At 64.2% G+C, this 13,147-nt stretch carries 9 protein-coding genes; 7 read left to right on the top strand and 2 right to left on the bottom strand.

Annotation, left to right across the window (positions count from 1 at the left end; translation table 11 throughout):
* Positions 1 to 33 precede the first annotated feature (33 nt).
* From J1777_RS01595 to J1777_RS01615, 5 genes are all read left to right on the top strand, one after another.
* The gene (locus tag J1777_RS01595; protein ID WP_207574080.1) at positions 34 to 1,062 is read left to right on the top strand and encodes a branched-chain amino acid ABC transporter permease; all 1,029 of its coding nucleotides are present in this window, start codon (positions 34 to 36) and stop codon (positions 1,060 to 1,062) included.
* Positions 1,059 to 2,960 carry a branched-chain amino acid ABC transporter ATP-binding protein/permease gene (locus tag J1777_RS01600; RefSeq protein WP_207574081.1) on the top strand — a complete coding sequence of 634 codons (1,902 nt, stop codon included), beginning with the start codon at positions 1,059 to 1,061 and terminating at the stop codon, positions 2,958 to 2,960. The genes J1777_RS01595 and J1777_RS01600 overlap by 4 nt, the downstream gene beginning before the upstream one ends.
* Positions 2,957 to 3,727, top strand: a complete 771-nt coding sequence (locus tag J1777_RS01605) for an ABC transporter ATP-binding protein (protein ID WP_207574082.1) — start codon at positions 2,957 to 2,959, stop codon at positions 3,725 to 3,727. The genes J1777_RS01600 and J1777_RS01605 overlap by 4 nt, the downstream gene beginning before the upstream one ends.
* A 178-nt stretch (positions 3,728 to 3,905) precedes the next feature.
* Positions 3,906 to 5,051, top strand: coding sequence for an ABC transporter substrate-binding protein (locus tag J1777_RS01610; protein ID WP_207574083.1), 1,146 nt, complete (start codon positions 3,906 to 3,908; stop codon positions 5,049 to 5,051).
* 59 nt (positions 5,052 to 5,110) lie between these two features.
* On the top strand, positions 5,111 to 6,634 hold the full coding sequence (locus J1777_RS01615; protein WP_207574084.1) for a 3-hydroxyacyl-CoA dehydrogenase: 1,524 nt from the start codon (positions 5,111 to 5,113) through the stop codon (positions 6,632 to 6,634).
* A gap of 79 nt (positions 6,635 to 6,713) precedes the next feature.
* Here the strand turns inward: J1777_RS01615 and J1777_RS01620 are convergent, their stop codons facing one another.
* Positions 6,714 to 7,799 (bottom strand): AraC family transcriptional regulator, encoded by a 1,086-nt coding sequence (locus J1777_RS01620; RefSeq protein WP_207574085.1) that lies wholly within the window; start codon positions 7,797 to 7,799, stop codon positions 6,714 to 6,716.
* A gap of 160 nt (positions 7,800 to 7,959) precedes the next feature.
* On the opposite strand from J1777_RS01620, the gene J1777_RS01625 reads away from it, so the two are divergent.
* On the top strand, positions 7,960 to 9,678 hold the full coding sequence (locus tag J1777_RS01625; RefSeq protein ID WP_207574086.1) for an AMP-binding protein: 1,719 nt from the start codon (positions 7,960 to 7,962) through the stop codon (positions 9,676 to 9,678).
* A 41-nt stretch (positions 9,679 to 9,719) separates the two neighbouring features.
* Here the strand turns inward: J1777_RS01625 and J1777_RS01630 are convergent, their stop codons facing one another.
* Entirely contained in the window at positions 9,720 to 11,444 is a 1,725-nt protein-coding gene (locus tag J1777_RS01630) for a Na+/H+ antiporter (RefSeq protein ID WP_207574087.1), read from the bottom strand.
* Between the two features lie 89 nt (positions 11,445 to 11,533).
* On the opposite strand from J1777_RS01630, the gene J1777_RS01635 reads away from it, so the two are divergent.
* Positions 11,534 to 13,135, top strand: a complete 1,602-nt coding sequence (locus J1777_RS01635; protein WP_207574088.1) for a carboxyl transferase domain-containing protein — start codon at positions 11,534 to 11,536, stop codon at positions 13,133 to 13,135.
* The last annotated feature ends 12 nt before the right edge of the window (positions 13,136 to 13,147 follow it).

Consider the following 13,147-nt stretch of genomic DNA (forward strand, 5'->3'; position numbering starts at 1 on the left):
GGGGCTGTTTGGATTGCAGAAAGAAAGACGAATATGGATTTCCAGATTGCCCTGTTGCTGGGGCAGGACGGCATCGTCAACGGTGCCGTGTACGGCCTGATGGCGCTGTCACTGGTCCTGGTGTTTTCCGTCACCCGCGTGATCTTCATTCCGCAGGGGGAGTTTGTGGCCTTTGGTGCCCTCAGCATGGTCATGCTGCAGGCTGGCGGCACACCGGCCACCCTGTGGCTGCTGCTGGGGCTGGCCCTGGCCGTGCTGGCCGTGGAGGGCTGGCGCTGGAAGAAGGGCGAGGGCGTCAACTGGTTCGCCACGCTGTTCTGGTCCGTGGCCCTGCCTGCGCTGGCCGCAGTCCTGGTGCTGGCCGTGCGCCCCGAGGCGATGTGGCTGCAGGCGCTGACCACGCTGCTGCTCATCACCCCGCTGGGGCCGCTGTTGTACCGCTTGGTGTTCCGCCCTCTGGCCGATGCCTCGGTGCTGATTTTGCTGATTGTGGCGGTCGCGTTGCACGGCGTGCTGGTGGGCGCAGGCTTGCTGTTCTTTGGTGCTGAAGGCTCACGCACGACGCCGTTTTCTGAGGCGCGTTTTGAGCTGGGCTCCATGATGATTTCCGGTCAGTCCCTGGTCGTGCTGGGCGTGACGCTGGTGCTGGTGCTGCTGCTGTTTGTGTTTTTCGAGCGCTCCATGGTGGGCAAGGCACTGCGTGCCACTGCTATCAACCGTGTGGGTGCGCGTTTGATGGGAATTCCGACCGACCTGTCGGGCGACGTTAGCTTTGCCTTGGCGGCGCTGATTGGCGCGGTCTCGGGTCTGCTGATCGCACCTCTGACCACGGTGTACTACGACACTGGCTTTTTGATTGGTCTCAAAGGCTTCGTGGCCGCCATTGTGGGCGGGCTGGCCAGCTATCCGTTGGCGCTGCTGGGCGCTTTGCTGGTGGGCCAGCTGGAATCGTTTTCATCCTTTTGGGCCAGTGCCTACAAAGAGGTTTTGGTGTTCACACTGATTATTCCGGTGCTGTGGTGGCGTTCGCTCAACAGCCGCCATGTGGAGGACGAGGAATGAGCGCGCCTACTTCAACTCCATCGACCGCTTCTGCCGTCGCGTCGGCTTCTGCAGCGGTGTCGGGCCTGCTCACGCGCACGCAGCTCACCGCCTTGGCCGTGGCGCTGCTGGCCATCACCTGGGGATTTTTGCCCGAATTTACCGTGGTGGTGATGAGCTACATTGGCCTGTACTCCATCGTTGCCGTGGGGCTGGTCATGCTCACCGGCGTGGGCGGCATGACCTCGTTTGGCCAAGCTGCGTTTGTGGGTATTGGCGCTTACGCCACCGCTTGGGCCTGCACCTCGCCAGCGGCGGTGCAAGCGCTCAGTGGCTGGGTTGGCATGGGCGGCCTGCCCTGGGTAGGCCTGGTGCTGGGTTTGGGGCTGACCTTCATCGTCGCTTGGGCGCTGGGGTCGGTCACGCTTAAGCTCTCGGGCCACTACCTGCCGCTGTGTACGATTGCCTGGAGCCTGAGCCTGTACTACCTGTTTGGCAACATGCAGTTCCTCGGGGGGCAAACGGGCATTACCGGCGTGCCACCCTTGACGATTGCAGGTTACTCCCTGGCCGATCCACGCGTGCTGGGCGTGCTCATTTGGGGCGTACTGCTGGTGTCGATGTGGCTGATGCACAACCTGCTCGATTCGCGCGAAGGCCGCGCTATTCGTGCCCTCAAGGGGGGGCGCGTCATGGCCGAGTCCATGGGTGTCGATACCGCGCACTACCGCATCAAGCTGTTCGTGCTCGCTGCCTTGCTGGCGGCGGTGTCCGGCTGGCTGTATGCGCACATGCAGCGCTTCGTCAATCCATCGCCCTTCAATCTGAACATCGGTATTGAATACCTGTTCATGGCCGTGGTCGGTGGCGCTGGCCACCTGTGGGGCGCGGTACTGGGTGCCACGGTGATCACCCTGCTCAAGCAAAAGCTGCAAGACGTGCTGCCCTCGCTGCTGGGCACCAGCGGCAACTTTGAGGTGGTGGTCTTTGGCCTGCTGATGATCTTTGTGTTGCAACGCTTTGCCGACGGCATGTGGCCCACGCTGCAGCGCCTGTCTAGCCGCTTGCTGCGCCCCAGCAAAGTGTCCCCAGCCAAGAGCGCAGTCGTCCTGGAACAGCACACCTTGCCTGCCAGTGGCTCGGTGATTTTGGAAGCCAAAAACGTGACCAAGCGCTTTGGCGGTTTGGTGGCCAACAACGATGTTTCCATGAGCATCCAAGCCGGTGAGGTGCATGCCCTGATTGGCCCCAACGGCGCGGGCAAGAGCACGTTCTTCAACATGATCTCGGGCGTGGACGATCCCACCGAGGGCGATGTGCGCCTCATGGACAAGGTCATGGGCAAGAGCCCCTCGCGCGACTTTGCCGCACTGGGGCTGGGCCGCACCTTCCAGCACGTGCGCCTGCTGGGTCAGCGCAGCGTGGTGGAAAACGTCGCTTTGGGCGCGCACCGCCGCGCGCACAAGGGCTGGATTGCTTCCATGCTGCGTCTGGACCGTGGCGAAGAGGCCGCCTTGCTGGCCGAAGCACGTCGCCAGATCGAGCGCTGTGGCCTGGGCGAGTTTGCCGATGTGCCCGCCGCCTCGCTGGCGCTGGGCCAGCAACGCATTGTGGAAATTGCCCGCGCCCTGGCCGGTCAACCTGCGGTGCTGCTGCTGGATGAACCCGCTGCCGGTCTGCGCCACCTGGAAAAACGCGCCCTGGCCGACTTGCTCACGCAACTGCGCGCCGAAGGCCTGGGCATTCTGGTGGTGGAGCACGATATGGAGTTCGTCATGAACCTGGCCGACCGCATCACCGTGCTCGAATTTGGCACCGTGATTGCGACAGGCACGCCGACGGAAATTCAAAACAACCAGCGCGTGCTGGACGCCTACCTGGGCGGTGCCGACGACCTGGCAGCGGGGATCACCAAATGAGCACAGCCACACCACGTACCCCTTTGCTGCAGTTGCAGGGCATCTGCGTTTCCTACGGCCCGGTGGAAGCCGTGCACGAGGTGAATCTGGATGTGCACGAAGGTGAGATCGTCACCGTCATCGGCCCCAATGGCGCGGGCAAGACCACGCTGCTCAGTGCCGCCATGGGGCTGCTGCCCTCCAAGGGCAGCATCAGCTGGGAAGGCCAGCACATTGCCCGTCCCAGCGTGGAGACCATGGTGGCGCACGGCATCGGCCTGGTGCCGGAAAAGCGCGAGCTGTTTGGCGAGATGACCATCGAGGACAACCTGCTGCTGGGCGGCTTTTCGCGCTGGCGCCGTGGCCAGCGCGACCAGGCGCAGCGCATGCAAGAAGTGTTCGACATCTTCCCGCGCCTGGGCGAGCGGCGTTTGCAGATCTCGTCCACGCTGTCGGGCGGTGAGCGCCAGATGCTGGCCATTGGCCGCGCGCTGATGGCGCGCCCGCGCCTGCTGATGTTGGACGAGCCCTCGCTGGGCCTGGCCCCGCTCATCACGCGCGAAGTGCTGCAAGTGGTGGCCTCGCTGCGCCGCCATGGCGTGTCGGTGCTACTGGTCGAGCAGAACGCCCGCGCCGCCCTGCAGGTGGCGGATCGCGCCTATGTGCTGGAGATGGGGGCCGTGGCCCTGTCCGGCGATGCGCAGGACCTACTTAACGACCGGCGCATCATCGACACCTACCTGGGCATGGGTGCGAATGCACACAGGGAGCCGGCAGCATCTGCTTGAGTAAATTTCTATTAATTCAATAGCTTCAAGCGCTTCATGAGCATTATTTTTATGGTTATTTGTCTTTAAAAACATTGTTTAACAAGCGCTGAAGGCTACTGAATCAATAGTTTTTTGGCCTTCATTGCTGCGTGCTGCACACCGGTTGCGGCGGCATGTTTTTTCAAGGAGACGGTTCGTGGTTCTACAGCGTCGTCGCGGCCTGGCTGCACTGCTGTGTCTGTTGGGCACCCCCCTGGTGCGTGCGCAGGGGGCCAGCACTCCCGGTGTGACCGATACGGAAATCCTGCTGGGCCAGTCGTGCCAGCTCTCTGGCCCGCTGGAAGGCATCACCCGGGAAGTGCGCCAGGGCGCCAGCCTGTATTTCGATCACGTCAATGCCCAGGGCGGAGTGCATGGACGCAAGATCCGCGTGCTGGCGCTCGATGATGCCTACGACCCGAAAAGGGCCGAGGCTAACACCCGCCACTTCATCGAAGACGCCAAAGTGCTGGCGCTGTTTCAATACGCCGGCACGCCGCCTGCGCTGGCGGGCATGGCCCTGGCCGAACAAACCGGCGTGCCGCTGATTGCGCCGTTCACCGGTTCGGAGGAGTTGCGCAAGCCGGGCTTGCGCTACGTGTTCAACATCAAGGCGGGCTATGCCACCGAGCTGCACGCCATGATCGGGCACCTGGCCTCCGTGGGCCTGCGCAGGGTGGCTGCGGTGTACCTAGACAATCCGTTCGGCACGGGCGGATTGGCGGCACTGCAGGCCTCGGCCCAGGCGCTGGGTATCCAGCTGCTGGCCAGCGCCCCCCTGGATGTTGCCGGTGCAAACCTGGCGCAGGCCGTGGCCGAGGTCGGGCAGCACAACCCACAGGCCATCATCGTCATCAGCGCGGGCAAGCCCAGCGTGGACTTTATTGCGGCCTACCAGGCATCCGGGCGGCATACCCTGTTCTACGTGCTGTCGGTCATCAGCAACGTGCAGCTGGTGCAGGGCCTGGGCGAACGTGCCCGCGGTGTGGTGGTGTCGCAGGTGGTGCCCTCGCCCTGGTCGGCCAAGCTGGAGCTGTCGCGCGAGTTTCAGCGCCTGGCCCGGGCGCAAGGCATTGAGGAGCTGACCTTCAGCCAGATGGAAGGCTTCCTGTCGGCCAAATTCTTGGTCGAGGCGCTGCGTCGTGCGGGGCCTCACCCCACGCGTGCTGGCCTGATCCAGGCCATGGAGAACATGCAGACCAGCTTGGGCGGCTACCCCATCCGGCTGTCGCCGCGCGAGCACAGCTCAGGCAAGTTTGTCGATTTACTCATGTTTAGCAAGGACGGCAAGTTCACCCGCTGATCCTTTTTTTCATCCTGCGCTGCTGCGTCAGCGCATCCTGCGGAACGGAAGTTTTTTCTATGACTACCCCCATTTACCCTCTGGTGGGCCTGGTTGGCGCTGGTGCCATGGGCCGGGGCATTGCCCAAATTGCAGCCCAGGGCGGCTGCCAGGTATTGCTGTTTGATGCCCAAAGTGGTGCCGCCGACACTGCCCGGGCTGCCGTGCAAGAGCAGTGGCAGCGCCTGTTGTCTAAGGGCCGCATCAGCGAGGAGCAACTGCAAGCCTGGAGCGCCCGTCTGCAACCCGTGGCCGACATGGCCGCCCTGAAAGACTGCACCTTGGTGGTGGAAGCCATCGTTGAGCGCCTGGACATCAAGCAGGCCGTGTTCGCCCAGCTCGAAGCCGTCGTGGCCCCGGATGCGGTGCTGGTGAGCAACACCTCCTCGTTGTCGGTCACGCAGATCGCTGCGGGCCTGCAGCGCCCCGCGCGTTTTGCCGGGCTGCACTTCTTCAATCCCGTGCCGCTCATGAAGGTTGTGGAAGTGATCGCCGGGCTGAAAACCGACCCCGCCCTGTGCGATGCCCTGGCCCGGGCCGTGCGTCAGTGGGGCCACCAGCCGGTGCAGGCGCAAGACACGCCCGGCTTTATCGTCAACCATGCGGGGCGCGGCTACAACACCGAGGCGCTGCGCATCGTCGGCGAAGGCATTGCCGACTTCGCCACCATCGACCGCATCCTGCGCGACCAGGCGGGCTTTCGCCTCGGCCCCTTCGAGCTGATGGACCTGACGGCGCTGGACGTCTCGCACCCTGTCATGGAAGCCATCTACCGCCAGTATTACGACGAGCCGCGCTACCGCCCCAGCGTCATCACCGCGCAGCGGTTGGCCGGCGGTGTGGTCGGCAAAAAGGCCGGGCAAGGCTTTTACCGCTACGACAACGGCCGCGCCCAGGTGCCGCCGGAGCCGCCCGTGCCGGACGTTGCCGTGCTGCCGCCGGTCTGGGTTTCGCCCCAGGCCACGCGCCGTGCCGCGCTGTGCGCCCTGCTGCACACGCTGGGCGCGGAGCTGGAAACGCAGGCCACGCCCTCGGCTCAGGCGCTGATCGTGGTTGCGCCCCTGGGCCTGGATGTGAGCGCCGCCGCCGTGGCCGAAAGCCTGGATGCCACGCGCACCGTGGGCATTGACCTGCTGATCGACGACTGCGCCACGCAGCGCCGCGTCCTGGCTACCAACCCGGCCACCCGAGCCGACATGCGGGCTGCCGCGCACGCCCTGTTTGCCCGGGACGGCAAGGCCGTCAGCGTCGTGCGCGACAGCGGCGGCTTCGTCACCCAGCGCGTGCTGGCCACCATCGTCAATATTGCCGCCGACATCTGCCAGCAGCGCATTTGTACCCCGCAGGATTTGGAAACCGCCGTCACTTTGGGCCTGGGCTATCCGCAAGGCCCGCTGGCCCTGGGCGAGTGCTGGGGTGCTGAGCGCGTGCTGCAGGTGCTCGACAACCTGCAAACCGTCTACGGTGACCCGCGCTACCGCCCCAGCCCCTGGCTACGTCGCCGGGCGCTGCTCGGCTTGAGCCTGATGCACGCGGAAGATTAAGCCACGGGCCGACAAAATCCGGCGGATGGGGTGACTTGCCTCAAACGGGATTTATGCAATAAGGCCCATTCGACCAAATTCATGGCCGCTGCGCCGCGCGGAACTGCTGGGGCGGCATGCCCAGCCAGTGGGCAAAAGCGCGGCCAAAGCTTTTTTCGCTGGCAAAGCCGCAGGCTTGGGCAATGCGCTTGAGCGGCATGTCGGTGCGCAGCAGCAGGGCGCAGGCTTTTTGCCGGCGCACCTCGTCCTTCAATTGTTGTAGCGAGGTGCCCGCCTGCTGCAGCTGCCGGTGCAGGCTGCGCGGGGCCAGGTGCAGCAGCTCGGCCAGGCTTTCGGCCGTATGCCCGCAATAGGCATGGGCGGCCAGCGCTTGGCGCACGCGCTGCACCAGGTTGTGGCTGGGGCGGTAGGGCCGCACCTGAATGGGCAGCGCCCGTTGCAGCATGGCGGTCAGCGCCGCCTCATCGCGCACCAGGGGAATGGTTAGCCAATCGGCGGCGAAGGAAAAACTGGTCACCGGGGCAGCAAACACCACCGGGGCCTGGAACAGCACCTCATACACCGGCGCATGGGCCGGGGCAGGAAAGGGAAAACGCGCCTGCAGCAAAGGAATCGGGTGGTCCACCCACCAGCTGGCCAGCCCGTGCAGGTTGCGCAGCACCGACAGCAGGCAAAACTCCTGCATCGCTCCCAGGGGGCGCAGGGTGCGCAGCTCAATGCGGGCCTGGGGGCCATCGTGGTGCAGCTGCAGGGCGATGTCGTCGGTCAGCAGGTTGTGGTGGCGGCACCAGCGGGCCATGGCCAGCCCCAGGTTGGGGCTGGAGATGCTGGCACGCGCCAGCATGCCGTAGCTGCCCCAGGGCAGGCGGCGCGAGAACCAGCCCAGCGCCTCATCGTCCAGCTCGCGCATGGCGTGGGCGCAGAGCAGCTCCATTTGCAAGGCGGTAATGCGGGCGTGCTGGTGCTGCACGGCCTCTGGCGCAATTTGTGCCGTTGCCAGGGCGCTGGCGGGGGACAAGCCACGCTGTTGGTAGGCCTGCACCACGGCCTGCACAAAGGCCATTGGCGTGAGTGCCGGATGGGGCGCACCCAAGCCGGCCGGGACAACATGGGCCGCCGCAGTCGGCGGCAGTGGGGGCGAAGCAGACGGGTAAGGGACTTCCATAGGTGGCAATTATTGCAACCCTGCTGACCCCATCTGAGCGGGGCTTACCCGTATTCTGAAAGTGATTCTGCGCCCCTGTCTGCCCGTGAGCCGCCACCCTTTGCTGGGCGCGTGCGCTGCCCCTTGGGGGCCGAGAGCAAAAAAATTCCGGAGATTTGCCATGACCAGCCCTGCCACCGCCTTGTCTGCCAGCCACGCTTTTGGGGCGACGGACACCCCGTTAATTGAAGCCACGATTGGTGACTTTTTTGCCGACATGGCCCGCCGCCAGGGCGAGCGCGAGGCCCTGGTCAGCCGCCACCAGGGGCTGCGCTACACCTATGCCGGTTTGCATCGGGCGGTGCGCCAACTGGCCAGCGCCTTGCTGCAATCGGGCCTGGAAAAGGGCGACCGGGTGGGTATCTGGTCGCACAACAACGCCGAATGGGTGCTGATGCAGCTGGCCACGGCGCAGGTGGGCATTATTTTGGTGAACATCAACCCGGCTTACCGCACCGCTGAGGTGGAGTACGCGCTGAACAAGGTCGGCTGCAAGGCGCTGGTGACCATGGCGCAATTCAAGACCAGCGACTACCTGGGCATGCTGCGCGAGCTGGCCCCGGAGCTGGGCCGCTGCATGCCCGGCATGCTGGCGGCCAAGCGCCTGCCCAGCCTGCGCACGGTGGTGTGGATTGATGTGGCCGGGCAAGGGGCGAACCAGCCGGGCATGCTGCGTTTTTCCGACTGGCTGGCCAAGGGCCAGGCCGACGATCCGCAGGTCGATGCCGTGGCCGCCACGCTCAGCAACACCGACCCGATCAACATCCAGTTCACCAGCGGCACCACGGGGTTCCCGAAGGGCGCGACGCTGACGCACCGCAACATTTTGAACAACGGCTTTTTCATCGGCGAGTGCATGAAGCTGACGGCGGCTGACCGCCTGTGCATTCCCGTGCCGCTGTACCACTGCTTTGGCATGGTGCTGGGCAACCTGGCCTGCTTTACCCACGGCAGCACCGTTGTTTACCCGAACGACGGTTTTGACCCGCTCACCGTGCTGGAGACGGTACAGGCCGAAAAATGCACCGGCCTGCACGGCGTGCCCACCATGTTCATTGCCGAGCTGGACCACCCGCGCTTCAAAGAGTTTGACCTGTCCAGCCTGCGCACCGGCATCATGGCCGGCAGCCCCTGCCCAATCGAAGTGATGAAGCGCGTGCAGGCCGATATGCACATGACCGAGGTGACCATTGCCTACGGCATGACCGAAACCAGCCCGGTGAGCTGCCAAAGCTCCACCGACACGCCGCTGGACAAGCGCGTCTCCACCGTCGGCCTGGTGCAGCCGCACCTGGAGGTGAAAATCATCCACCCCGAAACGGGGGCCATCGTGGCGCCGGGCGAGACGGGCGAGCTGTGTACCAAGGGCTATTCCGTCATGCACGGTTACTGGGGCGATGCCGAAAAAACCCGTGAAGCCATCGACGACGAGGGCTTTATGCACACCGGCGATCTGGCCGTGATGGACGCACAGGGCTATGTGAACATCGTCGGGCGCATCAAGGACATGGTGATTCGCGGCGGCGAGAACCTCTACCCGCGCGAGATCGAAGAATTCCTCTACCGCCACCCCCAGGTGCAGGACGTGCAGGTGGTGGGCGTGCCCGACAGCCGCTACGGCGAGGAGCTGTGCGCCTGGATCATCGCCAAGCCTGGCCAAAGCGTGACCGAGGACGACATCCGCACCTTCTGCCAAGGCCAGATTGCCCACTACAAAGTGCCGCGCTACATCCGCTTTGTCGATGCCTTCCCCATGACGGTGACCGGCAAGATTCAGAAATTCAAAATCCGCGAAACCATGATGGAACAGCTGCAGTTGCAGCCGGAACAAACGGCATGACCCTCTGCCGTCGTCGTCCTGTTGCGCAGCGCAGCGTTGGCTCAATGCCCTTCCAGCGGTGGCAGGCCCACCGCACGGCGGGCCACGGCCAGGCGTTTGCGCAGCGAGACTTCGGACATGTCCAGCTCGCTGACCATGGAGCGCAGCATCTCGTCGTTGATGCGGTGCGCCTGGCGCTCGGCGTACAGCGTGTTGCGCTCGACCTGAATGCAGTGCAGGCGCAGCTCAATCTCGCGCAGGTAGCGCAAGCGCCGCTCATGCACCACCTCGGGGCTATCGCTTTGCGCCTCGGGGGTGTTGGCCACGCCGCTTTCGTCCAGCAGCTGGATGCGGTTGCGGTATTCCTGGGTAATGCGCCCGGCCACCTCCTGGTGCTGGGCCAGCCACTGGGCGCTGTGCTGCTGGGCCTGGTCCTCGGGCAGGGCCAGGCTGGCAATGGCCGCCTGGCAGGCGGCGGTGCGGGCCAGGCGCTCTTCGTGCTGGGCCTGGGTGTCTTCCACCGGCGGAATGCGGCGCAGCAACAGCGGCAGCACGATGCTGCCCAGCACCAAGGTGAACAAAATCGTCCCTGTGGCCAAAAAGATGAGCAGATTGCGCTCTGGGAACACGCGGCCATTGGCCAAATGGGTGGGAATCGACAGCGCAGCGGCCAGCGTCACCGCACCGCGAATGCCCGCCACGGTGGTGGCCAGGGTGAGCAAGGCGCTGGGGCGCTCGACCATGCGGCCTTGGCGGTGCGCCTTGTGCAGCGAGCTGCGCACGCCCAGCATCAGCCAGGCCCAGCGCAGCGCCAGCAGGGCGCACGAGATGGCGGCCACATAGCCCAGCAGCAGCCAGACATCGCGGTGCGCTGCGCCGCGCAGCGTCTCGCCAATGATCGAGGGCAGCTGCAGCCCCAGCAGCAAAAAGATGGCCCCGTTAAAAGCGGCCTCGACCATGCTCCAGGTGCCTTCGGTCTGCAGGCGTTCCGAGATGAAGTTGCTGCGGTCCAGATCAGCAAAATTGGTAGCTATACCCGCAGCCACGGCGGACAAAATACCAGACACTCCTATGTATTCGCCCATGATATAAGACGCAAAGGGCAACAAAATCAGGAGCAGCACCATCTGCGTGGCGGCCACATCGCCCACGCGGCGGGTGACCATGTCGCGCCCACGGCTAAAGCCCCAGCCCATCAAAGCGCCCAGCCCCAGGCCGCCCACCGACATCCAGGTGAAATCCTTGGCGGCGTTTTCCCAGCTGAACGAACCGGCGGTCAGTGTGGCGGCAACGGCAAACTTCAGTGCCACCAGGCCCGAGGCATCGTTCAGCAGCGACTCGCCCTCCAGCAGGTGCATGGTCTTGCTGGGCATGCCCAGGTTGCGCGAAATGGCCGAGACGGCCACCGCATCGGTGGGCGAGACCACGGCGGCCAGGGCAAAGGCCACGGTCAGCGGGATGCTGGGAATCAGCCAGTGAATGAGGTAGCCCAGGCCAAATACGGTGATGAACACCAGGCCAAAGGCCAGCAGCAAAATCGGCTTGGCCAGGGCAAAAAATTCGCGTTTGGGAATGCGCCAGCCGTCGGCAAACAGCAGCGGCGGAATGAACAGCAGCAAAAACAGCTCGGGGTCAAAGGCAATGTGCAGGCCATCTTGCGGCCAGGCAATCAGTGCCCCCAGGGCAATTTGAATCAGCGGCAGGGGAATGGCGCGCACGTAACGCGCGGCAATGCCGGTCAAGGCCCCCAGCATCAGTACCAACAAGACGGTTTCGACAGTGTGCATAACGTGATTGTTAGCGCTGGGCAAGGTGGTTTTTCCGCTGGCGCAGCGCAAATGTGCGAAAAATTATTTTCTTCTGAAGGAGGTTCTCTATGACGACCAGCAAGCTCAACCCGCGCTCGGCGGATTTTCAGGCCAACGCCGCCGCGATGCAGGCGCTGGTCGATGACCTGCGCACGCAGTGCGAAAAAATTGCCCAAGGCGGTGGCGAAGCCGCCCGCGCCAAGCACCTGGGCCGGGGCAAGCTGCTGCCGCGCGACCGCGTGCAGCAATTGCTCGACCCCGGTACGCCCTTCCTCGAGATTGCCCCGCTGGCGGCGATGAACATGTACGGCAACGCTGCGCCCGGCGCGGGCCTGATTGCCGGCATTGGCCGCGTGGCCGGGGTCGATTGCATGGTGGTGTGCAACGATGCCACCGTCAAAGGCGGCACCTACTACCCCATGACGGTGAAAAAACATTTGCGCGCGCAAGAAATCGCCCAGCAAAACCAGTTGCCGTGCATTTACCTGGTCGATTCGGGCGGGGCCAACCTGCCCAACCAGGACGATGTGTTCCCCGACCGCGACCACTTTGGCCGCATCTTCTACAACCAGGCGAACATGAGCGCCCAGGGCATCGCGCAGATTGCCGTGGTCATGGGCAGCTGCACCGCCGGCGGCGCGTATGTGCCGGCCATGAGCGATGAATCCATCATCGTGAAAAACCAGGGCACCATCTTTTTAGGCGGCCCGCCGCTGGTGAAAGCGGCCACCGGCGAAGTCGTCACCGCCGAAGACCTGGGCGGCGGCGATGTCCACACCCGCCTGTCGGGCGTGGCCGACCATTTGGCCGAGAACGATCTGCACGCATTGGCACTGGCCCGGCGTGCGGTCAGCAATTTGAATAAAAACAAGGTGCAAAACCCCGGTGATAAAGCGCCTGTAGCTCCTCTTTTTGAGAGCAAAGAGCTGTATGGCGTGATTCCCACCGACACGCGCAAGCCGTTTGATGTGCGCGAAATCATCATCCGCCTGGTCGATGGCAGCGCGTTTGACGAATTCAAAGCCCGCTTTGGCAGCACCCTGGTGTGCGGCTTTGCCCGCGTTGAGGGCATGCAGGTGGGCATCATCGCCAACAACGGCATTTTGTTCAGCGAATCGGCACAGAAAGGGGCGCACTTCATCGAGCTGTGCTGCCAGCGCAAGATTCCGCTGGTGTTTTTGCAGAACATCACCGGCTTTATGGTGGGCCGCAAGTACGAAAACGAGGGCATCGCCCGCCACGGCGCCAAGCTGGTCACGGCGGTGGCCACGGCCAGCGTGCCCAAATTCACCATCATCATTGGCGGCAGCTTTGGCGCGGGCAACTACGGCATGTGTGGTCGCGCCTACAGCCCACGCTTTTTGTGGATGTGGCCCAACGCGCGCATTTCCGTTATGGGTGGCGAGCAGGCAGCCAGCGTGCTGGCCACCGTCAAGCGCGACGGCATCGAGTCCAAGGGCGGCCAGTGGAGCGCTGAAGAAGAAGAAGCCTTCAAAGCCCCCATCCGCCAGCAGTACGAAGACCAGGGCCACCCCTACTACGCCAGCGCCCGCCTGTGGGACGATGGTGTGATCGACCCGGCCGACACCCGCCGCGTGCTGGCGCTGGGCTTGGCGGCCACGCGCAATGCACCGATTGAGGACACCAAGTTTGGTGTCTTCCGCATGTAACCGCTACGTTGA

The organism is Comamonas denitrificans (assembly GCF_017368815.1).
Taxonomy (GTDB): Bacteria; Pseudomonadota; Gammaproteobacteria; order Burkholderiales; family Burkholderiaceae_C; genus Comamonas; species Comamonas denitrificans.

What these genes read in the sequence shown, in the direction of transcription:
- J1777_RS01595 (WP_207574080.1), top strand. Translation starts at nt 34, where the DNA reads ATGGATTTCCAGATTGCCCTGTTGCTGGGGCAGGACGGCATCGTCAAC.
- J1777_RS01600 (WP_207574081.1), top strand. Translation starts at nt 1,059, where the DNA reads ATGAGCGCGCCTACTTCAACTCCATCGACCGCTTCTGCCGTCGCGTCG.
- J1777_RS01605 (WP_207574082.1), top strand. Translation starts at nt 2,957, where the DNA reads ATGAGCACAGCCACACCACGTACCCCTTTGCTGCAGTTGCAGGGCATC.
- J1777_RS01615 (WP_207574084.1), top strand. Translation starts at nt 5,111, where the DNA reads ATGACTACCCCCATTTACCCTCTGGTGGGCCTGGTTGGCGCTGGTGCC.
- J1777_RS01620 (WP_207574085.1), bottom strand. Translation starts at nt 7,799, where the DNA reads ATGGAAGTCCCTTACCCGTCTGCTTCGCCCCCACTGCCGCCGACTGCG.
- J1777_RS01625 (WP_207574086.1), top strand. Translation starts at nt 7,960, where the DNA reads ATGACCAGCCCTGCCACCGCCTTGTCTGCCAGCCACGCTTTTGGGGCG.
- J1777_RS01630 (WP_207574087.1), bottom strand. Translation starts at nt 11,444, where the DNA reads ATGCACACTGTCGAAACCGTCTTGTTGGTACTGATGCTGGGGGCCTTG.
- J1777_RS01635 (WP_207574088.1), top strand. Translation starts at nt 11,534, where the DNA reads ATGACGACCAGCAAGCTCAACCCGCGCTCGGCGGATTTTCAGGCCAAC.